Source organism: Pseudomonas sp. YY-1 (assembly GCF_002843095.1).
Taxonomy (GTDB): domain Bacteria; phylum Pseudomonadota; class Gammaproteobacteria; order Pseudomonadales; family Pseudomonadaceae; genus Aquipseudomonas; species Aquipseudomonas sediminis_A.
Genome location: NZ_PJLX01000008.1, coordinates 165,604 through 184,817, shown reverse-complemented (window position 1 = coordinate 184,817; position 19,214 = coordinate 165,604). Strand labels below are relative to the sequence as shown.

Here is a 19,214-nt window from a genome sequence, read left to right as displayed (position 1 = left end):
CCACATGGCTGATCTGAAGATCCGCAATCTGCAAAAAGGCTTCGACGGCACGGCGATCATCAAGGGCGTCGACCTGGACATCCGCGACCGTGAGTTCGTGGTTTTCGTCGGCCCCTCGGGCTGCGGCAAATCCACCCTGCTGCGCCTGATCGCCGGGCTCGAAGAAGTCAGCAGCGGTCACATCGAACTCGATGGCCAGGACATCACCGACATGGCCCCGGCACGCCGCGACCTGGCCATGGTGTTCCAGACCTATGCGCTGTATCCGCACATGACCGTGCGCAAGAACCTGTCCTTCGCCCTCGACCTGGCCCGAGTGGGCAAGCAGGAGATCGAGGCCAAGGTCGCCAATGCCGCGCGCATCCTGCAGCTCGACGCCCTGCTCGAACGTAAACCCAAGCAGCTCTCCGGTGGCCAGCGCCAGCGCGTGGCCATCGGCCGCGCCATCGTGCGCAACCCGAAGATCTTCCTGTTCGACGAGCCGCTGTCCAACCTCGACGCCGCCCTGCGCGTGCAGACCCGCCTGGAACTGGCACGGCTGCACAAGGACCTGCAGGCCACCATGATCTACGTGACCCACGATCAGGTCGAAGCCATGACCCTGGCCGACAAGGTGGTGGTGCTCAATGGCGGGCGTGTCGAGCAGGTCGGCTCGCCGCTGGAGCTGTATCACCATCCGGCCAACCTGTTCGTCGCCGGCTTTCTCGGCACACCGAAGATGGGCTTTCTGCGCGGCACCCTGAACAGGTTCGAGGCCGACAACTGCGACGTGCAACTGGAGTGCGGCACGCACCTGACGCTGCCGCTGTCCGCCGCCGGCCTCAGCGTTGGCAGCACGGTAACCCTGGGCGTACGTCCGGAGCATCTCAACGTGGTCAGCACCGGCAACGGCCGCATGCAGGTGACTGCCGACGTCAGCGAGCGCCTGGGCAGCGATACCTTCTGCCATGTGTCCTGCGCCTCGGGCGAGATGCTCACGGTGCGCGTGCGTGGCGACTTCGCGCCGCGCTACGGCGACACCCTGACACTGGACTTCGACACGGCGCACTGCCACCTCTTCGACGCCGATGGCCAAGCCGTCGCCAAACCACTGCAGCAGGCCGCCTGACGCCGCTCCACCACGGGATTTTTCAGATGAAACTCAATCGCCAGCAGCTTTCCCGGCTTGGCGGCGCCGTCGCGCTGCCCAGCTACACCGCCGACATGATCCGCACCGGCATCGCCCATTTCGGCGTCGGCGGTTTTCACCGCGCCCACCAGGCGGTCTACACCGACGCCCTGATGAATCAGGGCCTGGCGCTCGACTGGGGTATCTGCGGGGTCGGCGTGCGCAGTGAGGACCGCGCCATGCGCGACGCCCTGGCCAGCCAGGATTACCTCTACACCCTGGTCGAACTGGGCGACGAGCCGAACCTGCCGGTGCGGGTGATCGGCGCAATCAACGACATGCTGCTGGCCGAAGAGTCGCCGCAGGCGCTGATCGACAAACTGGCCGACCCGGCGATTCGCATCGTCTCGCTGACCATCACCGAGGGTGGTTACTGCATCGACGACAGCACCGGCGAATTTCTCGCCGAGCTGCCGGCCATTCAGCACGACCTGCAACATCCCGAGTCGCCAAAGAGCGTGTTCGGCTTTCTCTGCGCCGCCCTGGCCAAACGCCGCGCCGCCGGCATCCCGGCCTTCACCCTGATGTCCTGCGATAACCTGCCGCACAACGGTGATGTCACGCGCAAGGCGCTGCTGGCCTTCGCCCACCTGGCCGACCATGAGCTGGCCACCTGGATCGACCACCACGTGAGTTTTCCCAACGCGATGGTCGACCGCATCACGCCGATGACCAGCGCCGCCCATCGCCAGCAACTGGCCGAGCAGCACGGCGTCGACGACGCCTGGCCGGTGGTCTGCGAGCCCTTCGTGCAATGGGTGCTGGAAGACAAGTTCGTCAGCGGCCGCCCGGCCTGGGAGACGGTCGGCGTGCAGTTCACCGACGACGTCACACCCTACGAGGAAATGAAGATCAAGCTGCTCAACGGCAGCCACCTGGCGCTGACCTACCTGGGTTTTCTCAAAGGCTATCGCTTCGTCCACGAAACCATGAACGACCCGCTGATGCGCCAGTACGTCCGCACCTTCATGGACCTCGACGTGACGCCGCAGCTGGCGCCGGTGCCGGGCATCGACCTGAGCACCTACAAGGACACGCTGATCGAGCGCTTCTCCAACCAGGCCATCGCCGACCAGCTGGAGCGGGTCTGCTCCGATGGCTCGTCGAAGTTTCCCAAGTTCATCGTGCCCACCCTGCATCGCCTGATTGAAGACGGCAAACCGCTGGACCGCGTGGCCCTGGTGGTCGCAGCCTGGGCGTTGTACCTCAAGGGCGTGGACGAAACCGGCGCCAGCTACCGCATACCCGACCCGCGCGCCGAACATTGCCAGGCACTGGTGGCCGACGATGCGCAACTCACCGCACGGGTGCTCGGCGAGGAGGCGATCTTCGGCAGCGCACCAGGGCGTTCGGCCGAGTTCGTCGCCGCCTTCGAACGCAGCCTGGCCAGCCTGCGCGAGCAGGGCGTGAGCCAGACCCTGCACAACCTGTTGCACGCCTGAGGCCCTGGAGACGCATATGCCCAGCCTGCTCGCGCAACTCAAGCAGCACAGCGTGGTGGTCGCCGATACTGGCGACCTGGCCGCCATCGATCGTTTCCAGCCCGAGGACGCCACGACCAACCCATCGATCATCCTCAAGGCGCTGCAAGCCGGGCAGTACCAGCACCAGGTAGACCACGCGCTGCGCCAGGCAATGGCCAGCGGCATTTCGGTCCCGGCGATCATTGCCGATGCCTGCGACCGGCTGGAGGTGAGCATGGGTGTGGAAATTCTCGCCGCGATCAGCGGCAAGGTCTCCACCGAAGTGCCGGCGGCGCTGTCCTTCGACACCGCGGCCACGCTGGCACGAGCACGCTCGCTGCATCAGCGCTACCTGCAGTTGGGCATTCCCGGCGAGCGCGTGCTGGTGAAGATCGCTGCCACCTGGGAAGGCATTCAGGCGGCGCGGCAACTGGAGCACGAAGGTATTCACTGCAACCTAACGCTGATCTTCAACCTGGCCCAGGCACGCGCCTGCGCCGAGGCCGGCATCTATCTGGTGTCGCCCTTCGTCGGGCGCATTCTCGACTGGCACAAGCGGCAGAATCCGGACATCAGCTTCGACGCCGAGAACGATCCCGGCGTGTTGTCGGTGCGCCAGGTCTATCGCTTCTTCAAGCAGCATGACTACGCCACGGTGGTGATGGCAGCGAGCTTTCGCAACATCGGCGAAGTGCTCGCCCTGGCCGGTTGTGACCGCCTGACCATCAGCCCTGCCCTGCTCGCCGAACTGGAGCGAAGCAGCGGGGAGCTGCAACCGGCATTGGCGGATGACGGCCGCCGCACACTCGCGCCGACCTGCCTCGACGAAGCGCAATTTCGCTGGCAGATGAACGAAGACCCCATGGCCACGGAGAAACTGGCCGAAGGTATTCGCCAGTTCCATGCCGATCAGCTCGCCCTGGAAGCGCTGCTGCTCGAGCGCATGCGGGAGCTCTGAGCATGTATCTCGGTATCGACTGCGGTACTCAGGGCACCAAGGCCCTGGTGCTGGATGCCGACAGCGGTCAGGTGCTCGGTGCCGGCAGCGCCAGCCATACGCTGCAGAGCGGCGCCAATGGCCGACGCGAGCAGCAGCCGCAGCAGTGGCTGGAGGCCTTCGAACAGGCCACTCGACAGGCGCTGGCGGCCGCCGGCATCAGCGGCGAACAGATTCTCGGCATCGGCGTCTCCGGCCAGCAGCACGGCCTGGTGCTGCTCGATGAACAGGGTGCGGTGCTGCGCCCGGCCAAGCTCTGGTGCGACACCGAATCGACCCCGGAGAACCGGCGCCTGCTCGATCACCTGGGTGGCGAGGACGGTTCGCTACAACGCCTGGGCGTGGCCATCGCGCCCGGTTACACGGTGTCCAAACTGCTCTGGACGAAAGAACAGCACCCTGACCTGTTCGCCCGCATCGCGCATATCCTGCTGCCGCACGACTACCTCAACTACTGGCTCACCGGTCGGGCCTGCAGCGAGTACGGCGACGCCTCCGGTACGGGCTATTTCGACGTGCGTACGCGCAGTTGGGACCGCGAGCTGCTGAACCTCATCGACCCCAGCGGGCGCCTTTGCAACGCGCTGCCAGAGCTGATCGAGCCGGATCAGCCAGTGGGCCAGATCCTCCCGCAGATCGCCCGGCAACTGGGCCTGAACCCGGATGCCGTGGTAGCCAGCGGCGGCGGCGACAACATGATGGGCGCCATCGGCACCGGCAACATCCGCCCGGGCGCGATCACCATGAGCCTGGGCACCTCCGGCACCCTCTACGCCTACAGCGACCACGCGATGATCAGCCCGCACGCGCAGGTGGCGACCTTCTGCTCGTCATCCGGCGGCTGGCTACCGCTGATCTGCACCATGAACCTGACCAGCGCCACCGGGCTGATCCAGCAATTGCTGGAGCTGGACATACAAGCCTTCGGCGCGCTGGTCAAGCAATCGCCCATCGGCGCCGAAGGCCTGCTCATGCTGCCGTTCTTCAACGGCGAACGGGTGCCGGCATTGCCCAGTTCGCGCGCCAGCCTGCTGGGCATGGACAGCGACAACCTGACCCGAGCCAATCTGTGCCGGGCAGTGGTCGAAGGCACCAGCTTCGGCCTGCGCTACGGCCTCGACCTGCTGCGCGCCAGCGGCCTGCAGAGCCAGACCATCCGCCTGATCGGCGGCGCGGCGAAGAGCCCGGTGTGGCGCCAGGTGATCGCCGACATCATGGGCACGCCGCTGGTCTGCCCGCAGCACACCGAAGCCGCCGCACTGGGCGCCGCCATCCAGGCCGCCTGGTGCCTGACGCCCGGCGCGGATCGCCAGGCGCAACTGGACGCGCTGTGCGAGCGTTGCGTGCATCTGGATGCCAGCACTCAGACGCAGCCAGACCCAGCACGCACGGCGCAGTACGAAATGGTCTATCAACGCTACCGCGAGCAAGTCAGCCTGCTTGCCGATAACAAACCGGCGTGAGAGCGCCACGACTCTAGACGGAGACGCACATGTACCTGGTCTGTGGCGAAGCGCTGTTCGATGTGTTCATCCAGAGCGACAGCGCACGTGGCAATGAGCTGGCCTTCAAGGCCATCGCCGGTGGCTCGCCGTTCAACGTGGCGCTGGGCTTGCGCCGGATGGGCGCCGACTCGGCGCTGTTCACCGGGATTTCCTCGGACAGCCTCGGCCAACGTCTGCGCCAGGTACTGCGCGACGAGGGCGTGAGCGATACCTATCTGATCGCCAGCGATGCGCCGACCACCCTGGCGATGGTCGGCCTAGACGCCGCCGGCTCGCCGCACTATTCCTTCCGCGGCGAGGGCTGCGCCGACCGCCTGCTACTCACCGAGCACCTGCCAACACTGGATGCCCGGGTGCGCGGCCTGCATCTCGGGTCTTTCTCCCTGGTGGTGGAGCCGGTGGCCAACACCCTGCTGCAGTTGGTACAGCGCGAACATCAGCAACGCCTGATCAGCCTCGACCCCAACGTGCGCCTCGGCCCGGCGCCGGATATCGCCCACTGGCGCGAGCGCGTCGAGACCTTCGCCCGCTACGCGCATCTGATCAAGGTCAGCGAAGAGGATCTGCAGCTCTTGTACCCCGAGCGCGAACCGCAGCAGGTCGCAGCAAGCTGGCTCAATGAACGCTGCCAATTGGTGTTTCTCACCCACGGCAGCAAAGGCGCCAGCGTCCACAGCCGCCATGGGCACTGGTCGGCACCGGCGGTTGAGGTACACACCCGCGACACCGTCGGCGCCGGCGATACCTTCCAGGCCGCGCTGCTCAGTTACCTCGCCCGCCACGCGCTGGACACTCCCGAGGCGCTGGCGACGCTGAGCCGCGAGCAAATCAACGACATGCTGCGCCTGGCCATCGAGGCGGCCGCGCTGACCTGCTCGCGAGTCGGCCCTGACCTGCCCTATCTGCACGAGCTGGACCGCCATCACCTGGCAGCGCGCTGAAGAGGATTGCCAATGCCTTACGCCCCCTCCTCCCAGGACGTCACCCGACTGCCCAGCTGGCAGGCACTGAACGAACATCGCCAGGCGCTGGACGGCTTCAACCTACGCCAGGCGTTCGCTGACGACCCACAACGCTTCGAGCGCTTTTCCCTGGATGACTGCGGCCTGTTCCTCGATTACTCGAAGAACCTGATCGACGAGCGCACGCGCAGCCTGCTGGTCGACCTGGCCAGAGACGCTGGCCTGACGCAGGCCATCGCGGCGCTGTTCGAGGGTGCCCAGGTCAATGCCTCGGAGCGTCGCCCGGCCTTGCATACGGCGTTGCGCCGGCCGTTGGGCGACCGCGTGCTGGTCGATGGCGAGGACGTCATGCCCCAGGTACACCGCGCCCTGCTACGCATGAGCGAGCTGGTCGGGCGCGTGCATCACGGCCTGTGGCGCGGCTATAGCGACAAGCCCATCACCGATGTGGTCAATATCGGCATCGGCGGCTCCTTTCTCGGCCCGCAACTGGTCTCCGAGGCGCTGCTGCCCTTCGCCCAGCGCGGCGTACGCTGCCACTACCTGGCCAATATCGACGGCAGCTCGTTTCAGGAGCTGGCCGCCAAGCTGAGCGCCGAGACCACGCTGTTCATCGTCTCGTCGAAAACCTTCAGCACCCTGGAAACCCTGAAGAACGCACAAGCGGCGCGCGGCTGGTACCTGGCCCAAGGCGGCCCGGAGGAAGAACTGCACCGGCATTTCATGGCGGTGTCGAGCAACGTCGAGGCTGCCAAAGCCTTCGGTATTCGCGAAGAAAACATCCTGCCGATGTGGGACTGGGTCGGCGGGCGCTACTCGCTGTGGTCGGCCATCGGGCTGCCGATCGCCATGTCCATCGGCATCTCCAATTTCAAGGAGCTGCTCACTGGCGCCTATCGCATGGACCTGCACTTCCAGCAGGCGCCATTCGAACGCAACATGCCGGTGCTGCTGGCCCTGCTCGGCGTCTGGTACGGCAACTTCTGGGGCGCGCAGAGCCACGCCATCCTGCCGTACGACCATTACCTGCGAAACATCACCAAGCACCTGCAGCAGCTGGATATGGAGTCCAACGGCAAACGCGTGCGCCAGGACGGCAGCGCCCTGCAGATCGCCAGCGGGCCGGTGATCTGGGGCGGCGTCGGCTGCAACGGCCAACACGCCTACCACCAGCTGCTGCACCAGGGCACGCAGCTGATCCCCGCGGACTTCATCGTTCCGGTGAGCAGCTACAACCCGGTGGCCGACCATCACCAGTGGCTGTTCGCCAACTGCCTGTCGCAAAGCCAGGCGTTGATGCTCGGCAAGAGCCACGCGGAGGCCGAAGCCGAGCTGCGCGCCCAGGGCCTGAGCGAAGACGAGGTGCAGCGCCTGGCGCCGCACAAGGTGGTACCAGGCAACCGCCCCAGCAATACCCTGGTGCTGGAGCGGGTCAGCCCCGGTCGCCTGGGCGCACTGATCGCCCTCTACGAGCACAAGGTCTTCGTGCAGAGCGTGATCTGGGGGATCAACGCCTTCGATCAGTGGGGCGTGGAGCTGGGTAAGGAATTGGGCAAGGGCGTCTACTCGCGCATGGTCGGCAGCGACCCGAGCGGCGCCGAAGACGCCTCCACCCAAGGTCTGATCAATTTCTTCCGCAGTCACCATCGCGGCTAACCCACAGCAGCGGCTGGCCCAGCCGCCAGCGCCGTGCATCAATTGCAAAGATCTGCCAGTTGTCGCTCGGCTTGCCGAAGGCGACACTTGCGTGTGACTCGCACCCAGCTGCCGCTGTCGTTTTAGCAGCGTATTTTCGATAACGAAGAGGTTCAGGGCATGCCTTACAAACACCAGGTGATTCCGCTTCAGACCCACGAGGGCAACGAGACCGCCGATCAGGCGCTGCACAGCATCGTCGACGGCTTCAAACGCTTTCGCAACGAGGTCTTCCCGCAGCAGGAAGAGCTGTTCAAGAAGCTCGCCACCGCCCAGAACCCCCGCGCCATGTTCATCACTTGCGCCGACTCGCGCGTGGTGCCGGAACTGATCACGCAAAGCTCGCCCGGCGACCTGTTCGTCAACCGCAACGTCGGTAACGTGGTGCCGGCCTACGGGCAGATGATGGGTGGCGTCTCCACCGCCATCGAATACGCGGTGATGGCCCTGGGCGTACAGCACATCGTCGTCTGCGGCCACTCCGACTGCGGCGCGATGAAGGCCGTGCTCAACCCGGCATCGCTGGAAACCATGCCCACGGTAAAAGCCTGGTTGCGCCATGCCGAAGTCGCACGCAGCGTAGTGGCAGAGAACTGCAACTGCAGCGACGACAAGGAAACCCTGGCAGTGCTCACCGAAGAAAACGTGGTGGCGCAGCTCAACCACCTGTGCACGCACCCGTCGGTAGCGGCCAAGCTGGCGCGCGGCCAGTTGTTCATCCATGGCTGGGTGTACGACATCGAAACCAGCCAGATCAAGGCCTACGATGCCGAGCTGGGCAGCTTCCTGCCGCTCGACGGCGACAAGATCCCGATGGCCACACCGCGCTCGCGCTTCCCGCAGGACTGAAACGCGCCGGCCGGAGTCAAGGCTCCGGCCGGCTGAAGGGAAAAGGCCATGCCCCGCGCAAGCGGTGCTGATCGCCTGCGCTGTGCTTGCGCACCTGGGGCATGACCAGAGAACTGCAGTAAAAAAGGAGCCTTGCGGCTCCCGGGTCTCAAACCCTGTGGCGCCTCATGCGAAGCGCCTGCGAATAAAAAAGGAGCCCGGGTTACGCCCCGTCAAACTTGCCCATCCAACAGGCCGGGCTCCATAGAGGTTAACCTTCGATTTCCACCAGTACTTCGCCCGGATTGACGCGGTCGCCCTTGGCCACGTGAACGGCCTTGACGGTGCCGGCAATCGGCGCCTGCACTTCGGTTTCCATCTTCATTGCTTCGGTGATCAGTACCGCCTGACCCGCCTTGACCGTGTCACCTTCCTTGACCAGCACATCGACGATGTTGCCTGGCATGGTGGTGGAGACATCGCCCGGTGCAGCGGCCTGCTTGCGCTTGCCAGCGCTGCCAGCGACGAAATCGTTGAGCGGCTCGAACACCACTTCTTCCGGCATGCCGTCGATGGACAGGTAGAAGTGACGCTTGCCGTCGCCCTTGACGCCGACACCGGTGATGTCCACGCGGTAGCTTTCGCCATGCACGTCGACCACGAACTCGGTCGGCACACCTTCACCGCCCACCGGCGCCGCCTTGCCCTGACCATTCGGCATGGGCAGCAGCTCTTCCGGCTTGAGGGTGCCGGCCGCGCGCTCTTCGAGGAACTTGCGCCCGATATCGGGGAACATGGCGAAGGTCAGCACGTCCTCTTCGGACTTGGCCAGGCTGCCGATCTCTTCACGCAGGCGCGCCAGCTCGGGTTTGAGCAGGTCGGCCGGGCGCACATCGATCACTTCTTCGCTGCCGATGGCCTGCTTGCGCAGTTGCTCATCGACCTTGCCCGGTGCCTTGCCGTAGCGACCCTGCAGGTAAAGCTTCACTTCGTTGGTGATGGTCTTGTAGCGCTCGCCGGCCAGCACGTTGAAGAACGCCTGGGTACCGACGATCTGCGAAGTCGGCGTAACCAGCGGCGGGAAGCCGAGGTCGGCACGCACGCGCGGAATCTCTTCCAGCACTTCGTTCATGCGGTTCAGCGCACCCTGCTCCTTGAGCTGGTTGGCCAGGTTGGAGATCATCCCGCCCGGCACCTGGTTGACCTGCACGCGGGTGTCCACGCCGGTGAACTCGCTCTCGAACTGGTGGTACTTCTTGCGCACGGCATGGAAGTACATGCCGATTTCCTGGATCAGCTCCAGATCCAGGCCGGTGTCGAACTCGCTGCCCTTGAGCGCGGCGACCATCGACTCGGTGCCCGGATGGCTGGTGCCCCAGGCCAGGCTGGAGATGGCGGTGTCGATATGGTCGGCACCCGCTTCGATGGCCTTGAGCTGGCACATCGAGCCGAGACCGGCGGTGTCGTGGCTGTGGATGAACACCGGCAGATCGACTTCGCTCTTCAGCGCCTTGACCAGTTCGAAGGTGGCGTACGGCGTGAGCAGGCCGGCCATGTCCTTGATGGCGATGGAGTCGATGCCCATCGCCTGCATGGCCTTGGCCTGGGCGACGAAGGCTTGGTTGGTGTGTACCGGGCTGGTGGTGTAGGCGATGGTGCCCTGGGCGTGCTTGCCGGCAGCCTTGACCGCCTCGATGGCCACGCGCAGGTTACGCACGTCGTTCATCGCATCGAAGATGCGGAACACGTCGATGCCGTTGACCGCAGCCTTGGCCACGAACGCCTTGACCACGTCATCGCTGTAGTGGCGATAGCCGAGCAGGTTCTGCCCGCGCAGGAGCATCTGCAGACGGGTGTTGGGCAGCGCAGCCCTGAGCTGGCGCAGGCGCTCCCACGGGTCTTCCTTTAGGAAGCGCACGCACGAGTCGAAGGTGGCGCCGCCCCAGACTTCCAGCGACCAGTAGCCGACGCGGTCGAGCTTGTCGCAGATCGGCAGCATGTCTTCGGTGCGCATGCGCGTGGCCAGCAGCGACTGGTGGGCATCGCGCAGGACGGTATCGGTAACGGTGATCTTCTTGCTCATGATGTCCCCTACAGGCCCGCGTGGGCAGCGATGGCGGTGGCGATGGCGATGGCCAGGTGCGACGGGTTGCGCTTGATCGAGTACTGGGTCAGTTCCGGGTGGCTTTCGACGAAGCTGGTATTGAACTGGCCGCTACGGAATTCCGGGTTACGCAGGATTTCCTGGTAATAAGGCGCGGTGGTGCGCACGCCCTGCACGCGCATGTCGTCCAGTGCGCGCAGGCCACGATCCATCGCCTCTTCCCAGGTCAGCGCCCAGACGATCAGCTTCAGGCACATCGAGTCGTAATAGGGCGGAATGGTGTAACCGGTGTAGATCGCCGTGTCGGTGCGCACGCCAGGGCCGCCGGGGGCGTAGTAACGGGTGATCTTGCCGAACGAGGGCAGGAAATTGTTCTTCGGGTCCTCGGCGTTGATACGGAACTGCAGGGCATAACCACGGTGGATGATGTCTTCCTGCTTGACCGACAACGGCAGGCCGCTGGCGATGCGGATCTGCTCGCGAACGATGTCGATGCCGGTGATTTCCTCGGTGATGGTGTGCTCCACCTGCACCCGGGTGTTCATCTCCATGAAGTACACCTCGCCTTCGGCGAGCAGGAACTCCACGGTGCCGGCGTTCTCGTAGCCCACCGCCTGCGCGGCGCGCACGGCCAGGTCGCCGATATAGGCGCGCTGCTCGGGAGTGAGCTGCGGGCTCGGGGCGATTTCGATCAGCTTCTGGTTACGGCGCTGGATCGAGCAATCGCGCTCGTACAGATGCACGGTGTTGCCAAAGCTGTCGGCGAGGATCTGCGCCTCGATGTGCTTCGGATTGACGATGCATTTTTCCAGGAAGACTTCGGCGCTGCCGAAGGCCTTGGTCGCCTCGGAGATCACCCGCGGGTAGGCCTGTTCCAGCTCCTCACGGCTGTTGCAGCGGCGGATACCACGACCTCCGCCACCGGAGGTGGCCTTGAGCATTACCGGGTAGCCAATGCGCTCGGCTTCACGCAGGGCTTCGGCCAGGTCGGCGACGTTGCCTTCAGTGCCGGGGGTGCAGGGCACGCCAGCGGCCATCATGCTGCGGCGGGCTTCGGTCTTGTCGCCCATGCGGCGGATGACTTCCGCGCTCGGCCCTATGAATTTGATCCCACGTTCGGCGCAGATCTCTGCAAGTTCGGCGTTTTCAGAAAGAAAACCGTAACCAGGGTGCAGCGCATCGCAGCCGGTTTCCACGGCCAGATTGACCAGCTTGCGCGGGTTCAGATAGCCAGCCAGCGGGTCTTCACCAATGCTGTGCGCTTCGTCGGCACGCTTGACGTGCAACGCATGACGGTCCGCATCGGAGTAGATCGCCACCGAGCGGATACCCATCTCGGCGCATGCTCGCACGATGCGGACGGCAATCTCACCACGGTTGGCGATCAGTATTTTTCTTATCACGATCCAATCCTCAGCGCAGAGCTGCAAGGGCCGCAGCAACAGTTGGTTGCAAACGTGGTGAAACCCTATCCGGCTGTACGAATTAACAAAAATGAATAATTATTTGATCGTGCATAAGTAATTACTTATGAATTGATCGAACGAGGGCGAAAACGTGCGTAAAACCCTGCTGCGCATGACGCTGCGCCAGCTTCAGGTGTTCCGGGCGGTGTGCGAACACGGCTCCTACAGCCGCGCAGCCGAGGACATGTCACTGACCCAACCGGCCGTGAGCCTGCAGATTCGTCAGCTGGAGGAGCTGGTCGGCCAGCCCTTGTTCGATTATGTCGGCAAGAAGCTTTACCTGACCGAAGCAGCCGAGGCACTCAAACGGGCCAGCAGCGATATCTTCGGCCGCCTGGAAAGCCTGGATATGCAGCTGTCAGACCTGCAAGGCTCACTGCAGGGGCAGCTCAACCTGTGCATCGAATCCAGCGCCAAGTACTTCATTCCCCACCTGTTCGCCGAATTTCGCCGCCAATACCCGGATGTCATCCTCAACCTCACGGTGGTCAACCACGCTCTGGTGGTGCGCCGCCTGACCCAGAGCCGCGACGACCTGATGATCATGAGTCAGGTACCGCAGGACATGGCGCTGGACTTCATGCCCTTCCTCAACAACACGATCATCGCCGTGGCGCCGCCCGATCACCCGCTGTGCGAGGCGGACAGCCTGCAGTTGCAGGACCTCACCACCTACCCGCTGCTGATCCGCGAAAGCGGCTCGGGCACTCGCCGCGCCTGCGAGGAGTACTGTCACCAGAAACGCGCACACTTCCCGCATACGTTGGAAATCGGCTCGCTGGAATCCCAGCGCGAAGCGGTGCTGGCCGGACTAGGCATCGCGCTGCTACCGCGCCATGCCGTACGCTTGGAGTTGCAGTACGGCCTGCTGCGCGAGCTGCCAGTGGCCGAATTGCCACTGCAACGCAGCTGGTGCGTGGTGAATATCCGCGGCCGGCGCCTGTCCCCGGTGGCACAGGCGTTCGTCGACTTCATCCGCACCGAGCGCGCGCATATCGGCAAACTGGCCGAACGCTTTCAGGCCAGCAGCGCAGGATCGGGCAAGAATCTCGCAGGATCGGCCTAACCCTTCTTAACTGGCATACGGGACATTGGCAGCCTGGGATCGCTCCACCAAAACCTGCCTGGGAGAAACCTATGCTGTCGGGAATCAGCGCCCTGCTCGGCGCCATCCGCGCGCTCGAACGCGATAACGGCCAGGCCGTGCTCGCCACCGTGGTCAAGGTCGAAGGCTCGGCCTACCGCCGCCCCGGCGCGCGCATGCTGATCCCGCTCTACGGCGGTACCGTGGGCACCATCAGCGGCGGCTGCCTGGAGTCCGAGGTAGCAAAGAAGGCCTGGTGGCTGACCGATAGCGGCGAAGCCGTGATCCGCCGCTACAGCACCGCGACCCAGGACGACGATGACGATCAGGACGCCGCGCTGACCTTCGGCCTCGGCTGCAACGGCACCGTGCACGTATTGCTCGAACGCCACAGCGCGGAAAAGCCGCTGGCCGTGCTCGAGTTGCTGCGCCAGGTGCGCGAAAGCGGCCAGGCCGGGGCGGTTGCCACGGTGATCGGCAGCTATCGCAACGCCCGCGTGCGTGTCGGCGATCGCCTGTGCCTGCATCCATCGCTCAGCGACAACGGCCGCCTGCTCGATTCCGCACTCGACGCCGAGGTTCGCGCCGATCTGCAGCGAACCCTGACCGATGGCCGCTCCTCACTGCGCAGCTACCGTGATGCGCGTGGCGAGATAGAGGTGTTCTGCGAATACCTGGCGCCGCAACGGCGCCTGGTGATCTTCGGCGCCGGGCATGATGCGCAGCCGCTGACGCACATGGCAAAACTGCTGGACTGGCACGTCACCGTGGTCGATGGCCGCGCCCATTTCGCCCGCGCCGAACGCTTCCCCGACGCCGACGCCGTGCTGCAGGTCAATGCACAGCCGCCCTTTGACCTGCATACACTGACCAACGACGCCATGGTGGCGATCATGACCCATAGCTACAGCCAGGATCGCCATTGGCTGGGCAGCGTGCTGCAGGGCTCGCCCGCCTACATCGGCCAACTGGGGCCACGCGATCGCACCGAACGCCTGCTGGGCGAGATTCGCCAGCACAGTGCGCACCTGCCGGCACTGGAGCGCCTGCATTACCCCATCGGCCTGGATATCGGCGGCGATACGCCGGAGAGTGTGGCCACGGCGATCCTCGCCGAGATGACAGCCGCCATTAACCAGCGCACAGGCGGCATGCTCAAGCATCGCCAGGCAGCAATACATACGCCAACGCCGCAGGGCGCAAGCGAGCTGGAAGCGGCACTCCGTCTGACCGCCCTCTGAGCACACCCGACACGACTCCGTAGGAGCGGCTTCAGCCGCGATCCATCGCAAAGCTCGCCGCTGAAGCGCCTCCTACACAAGAACCACCTTCCTCTCCTCCCGTGGGAGGGGCTTTAGCCGCGACGCCGTTGCAGCAATCTCGCCGCTGAAGCGCGCCTTCACAAACCAAAACGCCCGGGCAATTGCCCGGGCGTCGTGTCTACCGCACCTGAACTCAGGCTTTGATCTGCGCCGGGAACGGCAGCTTGCGCAAACGCACGCCGGTCGCTGCGAACAGCGCATTGGCCAGAGCTGGCGCCAGCGGCGGTACGCCCGGCTCACCGACACCTGTCGGGTTCTCCGCGGACGGCACGATATGCACCTCGACCTTGGGCATCTCGTTCATGCGCAGCACCTGGAAGTCGTGGAAGTTCGATTGCTCGACCCGCCCTTCCTTCAAGGTGATCGCGCTATGTCGGGCAGCCGCCAGGGCGAAGCCGATGCCGCCTTCCATCTGCGCCTTGATCACATCCGGGTTGATCGCGATGCCGCAGTCCACCGCGCATACCACGCGGTCCAGACGGTAGCTGCCATCGGCCTTCACCGTGACCTCAGCGACCTGCGCGACGAACGAGCCGAACGATTCATGCACGGCAATGCCACGCCCGCGCTTCTCGCCCTCGGCGCCCGCCGCCAGCGGTTTGTCCCAGCCGGCCTGCTTGGCGGCCAGCTCCAACGCACCGCGATGACGCGGATGGCTATCCAGCAACGCATGGCGGAAGCTGTAAGGGTCCTGCCCAGCCGCGACAGCGGCCTCATCGATCATGGTTTCGGCGACGTAACCGGTGTGGGTATGCCCCACCGAGCGCCACCACAGCACCGGCACCTTGATATTGGTCGGCGTGCTCAGCTCCACCTGCAGGTTGGGCACGGCGTAGGAGAGATTGGAGAGGCCCTCGACCGAGGTATGGTCGATGCCTTCCTTGATCATGAAGGGCTCCATCGAGGTACCGGTCATGATCGACTGCCCAACGATACGGTTGTGCCAGGCCTGCAGCTTGCCGGCCTCATCCAGGCCGATGCGCACGCGGTGCAGGTACAGCGGTCGGAAATAACCGCCACGGGTATCGTCCTCGCGCGTCCAGACCATCTTCACCGGCGCATCCACGCCCTTGTCACGCGCGGCCTTGGTGATGGCCACCGCCTCCAGCAGGTAGTCCGACACCGAACCGGCGCGGCGACCAAAGCTGCCGCCGGCATACAGCTGGGTCAGCGAAACCTGCTCGGGCGTGAGGCCCAGGTAGCTACTGATGATGGCCTGGTCGACGGTCTGGAACTGCTCGCCGTTCCAGATTTCGCAGCGGTCGCTGGACAGCTTGACCAGGCAGTTCATCGGCTCCATCGCCGCGTGCGCCAGATAAGGAAACTCGTAGTCGGCCTCGACGGTTTTCGCCGCCTGGGCCAGCACCGCATCGGTATCGCCCTTGCTCGTGGCCGGCCGACCTGGCTTGCCCGCATCGTCGCGGTATTGCGCGAGAATTTCCTCGCTACCAAGGGTGAAGGCCTGGCTCTCATCCCAGTCGATCACCAGCGCATCGCGCCCCTGGCGCGCCGCCCAGGTGTTCTTCGCCAACACGGCGACGCCCGAACGACCATGGGGCAGATCGCGAAACTCCACCACCTCGACCACATCACGCACGGCCTTGGCCTTGCTGCTATCGACCGAGCGTGGCACACCGCCAAAACGCGGCGGATAGGCAACCATGGCCACCAGCATGCCGGGTAGCTTGAAGTCCTGGGTGAAGATGGCGCTGCCATCGGTCTTGCCCGGGCTGTCCTTGCGGCGCAGCTCACGCTTGCCGATCAGCTTGAAGTCCTTCGGGGCCTTGAGCTGCACCTGCTCCGGCACCGGTAGCGAGGCTGCCGCCTCGACCAGCTCACCGAAGCCGGCACTACGACCTGAACCGGCGTGACTGACCACGCCCTTGTCGACGCTGATTTCACTTACCGGCACGCTCCAACGCTGCGCGGCCGCAGCCACCAGCATGGCCTTGGCGGTCGCACCGGCGTTGCGCATCTGCTCCCAGGAATTGGCCATGGCGGTGCTGCCGCCGGTGCCCTGCATCGGGCCGAAGGCGAGGTTGTTGTAACGCTTCACATCGGCCGGCGCGCCTTCGACGCGCACCTTGTCCCAGTCGGCATCCAGTTCTTCGGCCAATAAGGTGGCCAGACCCGTGTAGCTGCCCTGGCCCATTTCCAGGTGTTTGGCCAGGACGGTCACCGTGCCATCGAGGTCGATGCGCACGAAGGCGTTCGGCTCCAGCGGGCCTCCTGCTGCGGCCAGCGCATCCATGCCGCGCAGCAGCGGCGCGAAGAAGATGCCCAGCGCCAGGCCACCGCCACCCTTGAGCAGGGTGCGACGGCTGACATTGAGGATGCCGCGAGTGGCGCTATCGGGAGTTTCGATCTTGCCCATGTCTATGCGCCTCCTCAGGCCAGTTTGTCGGCAGCTTCGTGAATCGCGGCGCGAATCCGCACGTAGGTAGCGCAGCGGCAAATATTGCCGCTCATGGCCGCATCGATATCGGCATCGCTCGGCGCCTTGTTGCTACTCAGCAAGGCCGTCGCCGCCATGATCTGCCCGGACTGGCAGTAACCGCACTGCACCACGTCGAGTTGCCGCCAAGCCTGCTGGACCACCTTGCCCACGGCATCTTCGCCGACCGCTTCGATGGTGTTGATGCGCTTGCCGACCACTGCCGATACCGGGGTAACGCAGGAGCGGGTCGGCTGACCTTCGACGTTCACCGTGCAGACGCCGCACAGCGCCATGCCACAGCCGTACTTGGTGCCGGTGAGATTGGCGACGTCGCGCAATGCCCAGAGCAGCGGCATATCGTCGGCCACGTCCAGCTCGTGGTCCTGGCCATTGAGATTCAGGGTAATCATGGTCTGCCCACCTTGTTCTGATGGTGTCTGATGTTTCCGGCATGGCTTGCCGGTGGTCACGGTCAACCCCGCACACAGGGGGCCAGACCATCACTGTAGTGGGCACAAAAGCGCCTGTCGCCGCCGACCACAGAGATCGGCAGAACCGGGCAATAAGTTCGTAGAATCGGGCAAGCTCGCTGCCCTGCTCGCAGGCAGGACAGCGAGAGAGGATCAGGCCGCGCGACGCGACGTACGCTCAGCCTGCTGCGAGTAGCCGGCGGACACCAGCTCGGGGAAGTCGGCAAGTTCGCGTTGCAGCTGGCACTGCTCGGCATAGTGCTCGATAGCCCGGCGGTAGGCCATGCGGCGCTGGTCTTGCAGTTTGCGCCGGGTCTTGGCGTCGGGTTGGTCGTGCAGGTGCGCATCATCGAAGATACGAGGCATCTCGGTTCTCCCGGAACGAGGACTGGAGCACCCAGCTTCGCTCGGCGAGATGACGCTTTGACGGCAGCGCTATGAAGCCTCGGTGACGGCGGATGTCGCAATGGTTTCAGACTTTGCCTCCGACTAATCGCGATTGAGCAGGCGCACCGTGTCGACCGGTAGCAGCAGCGTATCCAGTGCAACATCCACAGGTAGAGAAACCAGAACAATCGGACAAGCCAGAAAATACCAACACCACAGATCGCCTGTCAGCTCTAGTGCGGTGTTGGTCGCTGGATACAGACCAGAAGGCCTATCCGGCCCCAGCCTGGAAACCACGGTACTGCATCCCATAACGAGCGCGATGAGCGCAATCAGCACTCCTTGTCTCACCATGTCTTTCATCCTTGAAAGCATTCGCTAATCGCTCTATTCAGTCCTCGCTGTTACGCAGCGACTTCGGTGACAGCCGCAAGCTGCGCAGGCTGCGCTTGACGCTCTTGAGGTGGTTGACCAGGCTCGGCCCGCGCGCCATGGCCACGCCCATGGCCAGCACATCGATCACCACCAGGTGGGCGATGCGCGAGGTCAGCGGGGTGTAGATCTCGGTGTCTTCCTGCACGTCGATGGCCAGGTTGACGGTCGACAGCTCGGCCAGCGGCGTCTGGCTCGGGCACAGGGTGATCAGGCTGGCGCCGGATTCACGCACCAGGTTGGCACTGATCAACAGGTCCTTGGAGCGACCGGACTGGGAGATGCACACCGCCACATCGCCGGGCTGCAGGGTCACCGCGCTCATCGCCTGCATGTGCGGGTCGGAATAGGCCGCGGCATTGAGCAGCAGGCGGAAGAATTTGTGCTGGGCATCGGCGGCCACGGCGCCGGATGCACCGAAGCCGTAGAACTCCACGCGCTGCGCGTTGGAGCAGGCGGCGATGGCGCGCTGCAGCGCCTCGGGGTCGAGCTTCTCGCGCACCTCCATCAGCGTATGCAGGGTGGTGTCGAAGATCTTCAGGCTGAAGTCGGCGACCGAGTCGTCTTCATGAATGGCGAACTGGCCGAAGCTGGCGCCAGCGGCCAGGCTCTGCGCCAGCTTCAGCTTGAGATCCTGGAAGCCACTGCAACCGATGGCACGGCAGAAGCGCACGATGGTCGGCTCGCTGATACCGACACTGTGCGCCAGCTCGGCCATCGAGCTGTGCATCACCGATGCAGGATCGAGCAAGACGTGATCGGCCACCTTGAGTTCGGACTTGCGCAGCAGGTGGCGCGACTGGGCGATGTGTTGCAACAGATTCACGGAGATAGGCTCTATGCAGAAAAGGGTCTACCGCGGCGCTCGGCGAGTCTTGGCTCGGTTATGATCGG

General features: G+C 64.6%; 16 protein-coding genes. 9 read left to right on the top strand and 7 right to left on the bottom strand.

Features of this window, described 5'->3' with window-relative positions; translation table 11 throughout:
* Positions 1-4: 4 nt before the first annotated feature.
* The 7 genes from CXP40_RS13600 (at position 5) to CXP40_RS13570 (ending at position 8,639) form a co-directional block, all read left to right on the top strand.
* The gene (locus CXP40_RS13600) at positions 5-1,108 is read left to right on the top strand and encodes an ABC transporter ATP-binding protein (protein WP_106734169.1); all 1,104 of its coding nucleotides are present in this window, start codon (positions 5-7) and stop codon (positions 1,106-1,108) included.
* 26 nt (positions 1,109-1,134) lie between these two features.
* Positions 1,135-2,610 (top strand): mannitol dehydrogenase family protein, encoded by a 1,476-nt coding sequence (locus CXP40_RS13595; protein ID WP_106734168.1) that lies wholly within the window; start codon positions 1,135-1,137, stop codon positions 2,608-2,610.
* A 16-nt stretch (positions 2,611-2,626) separates the two neighbouring features.
* Entirely contained in the window at positions 2,627-3,589 is a 963-nt protein-coding gene (gene tal / locus CXP40_RS13590) for a transaldolase (RefSeq protein ID WP_106734167.1), read from the top strand.
* Between the two features lie 2 nt (positions 3,590-3,591).
* Complete coding sequence (gene xylB / locus CXP40_RS13585; protein WP_106734166.1) at positions 3,592-5,091, top strand: xylulokinase; 1,500 nt, start codon at positions 3,592-3,594, stop codon at positions 5,089-5,091.
* Between the two features lie 29 nt (positions 5,092-5,120).
* Positions 5,121-6,074, top strand: coding sequence for a carbohydrate kinase (locus CXP40_RS13580; protein WP_106734165.1), 954 nt, complete (start codon positions 5,121-5,123; stop codon positions 6,072-6,074).
* A gap of 12 nt (positions 6,075-6,086) precedes the next feature.
* Positions 6,087-7,751, top strand: coding sequence for a glucose-6-phosphate isomerase (gene pgi, locus CXP40_RS13575; RefSeq protein ID WP_106734164.1), 1,665 nt, complete (start codon positions 6,087-6,089; stop codon positions 7,749-7,751).
* Between the two features lie 159 nt (positions 7,752-7,910).
* Positions 7,911-8,639 (top strand): carbonic anhydrase, encoded by a 729-nt coding sequence (locus CXP40_RS13570; RefSeq protein WP_099526789.1) that lies wholly within the window; start codon positions 7,911-7,913, stop codon positions 8,637-8,639.
* A gap of 250 nt (positions 8,640-8,889) precedes the next feature.
* On the opposite strand, the gene oadA is transcribed toward CXP40_RS13570, so the two are convergent.
* Together oadA and CXP40_RS13560 are read right to left on the bottom strand one after the other, a co-directional pair.
* Positions 8,890-10,701, bottom strand: coding sequence for a sodium-extruding oxaloacetate decarboxylase subunit alpha (gene oadA / locus CXP40_RS13565; RefSeq protein ID WP_106734163.1), 1,812 nt, complete (start codon positions 10,699-10,701; stop codon positions 8,890-8,892).
* A gap of 8 nt (positions 10,702-10,709) precedes the next feature.
* Positions 10,710-12,125, bottom strand: coding sequence for an acetyl-CoA carboxylase biotin carboxylase subunit (locus CXP40_RS13560; RefSeq protein ID WP_106734162.1), 1,416 nt, complete (start codon positions 12,123-12,125; stop codon positions 10,710-10,712).
* A gap of 154 nt (positions 12,126-12,279) precedes the next feature.
* Between CXP40_RS13560 and CXP40_RS13555 the strand changes: the two genes are divergently transcribed.
* The gene (locus tag CXP40_RS13555; protein ID WP_106734161.1) at positions 12,280-13,254 is read left to right on the top strand and encodes a LysR family transcriptional regulator; all 975 of its coding nucleotides are present in this window, start codon (positions 12,280-12,282) and stop codon (positions 13,252-13,254) included.
* 71 nt (positions 13,255-13,325) lie between these two features.
* Positions 13,326-14,513 carry an XdhC family protein gene (locus tag CXP40_RS13550; protein WP_106734160.1) on the top strand — a complete coding sequence of 396 codons (1,188 nt, stop codon included), beginning with the start codon at positions 13,326-13,328 and terminating at the stop codon, positions 14,511-14,513.
* Positions 14,514-14,727: 214 nt separating this feature from the next.
* Here CXP40_RS13550 and CXP40_RS13545 read toward each other — a convergent pair whose 3' ends face one another.
* The 5 genes from CXP40_RS13545 to hexR all read right to left on the bottom strand — a co-directional run bounded on the left by CXP40_RS13545 (position 14,728) and on the right by hexR (position 19,146).
* Positions 14,728-16,968 (bottom strand): xanthine dehydrogenase family protein molybdopterin-binding subunit, encoded by a 2,241-nt coding sequence (locus CXP40_RS13545; protein ID WP_106734159.1) that lies wholly within the window; start codon positions 16,966-16,968, stop codon positions 14,728-14,730.
* A gap of 14 nt (positions 16,969-16,982) precedes the next feature.
* Positions 16,983-17,441: a (2Fe-2S)-binding protein gene (locus CXP40_RS13540; RefSeq protein ID WP_106734158.1), complete on the bottom strand. Its 459-nt coding sequence runs from the start codon at positions 17,439-17,441 to the stop codon at positions 16,983-16,985.
* Between the two features lie 213 nt (positions 17,442-17,654).
* A complete protein-coding gene (locus tag CXP40_RS13535; RefSeq protein WP_106734157.1) occupies positions 17,655-17,867 on the bottom strand; it encodes a PA3496 family putative envelope integrity protein in 213 nt (70 codons plus the stop codon).
* Positions 17,868-17,990: 123 nt separating this feature from the next.
* Entirely contained in the window at positions 17,991-18,242 is a 252-nt protein-coding gene (locus tag CXP40_RS13530; RefSeq protein WP_106734156.1) for a YceK/YidQ family lipoprotein, read from the bottom strand.
* A gap of 37 nt (positions 18,243-18,279) precedes the next feature.
* Entirely contained in the window at positions 18,280-19,146 is an 867-nt protein-coding gene (gene hexR, locus CXP40_RS13525; RefSeq protein WP_017363449.1) for a transcriptional regulator HexR, read from the bottom strand.
* Positions 19,147-19,214 lie beyond the last annotated feature (68 nt).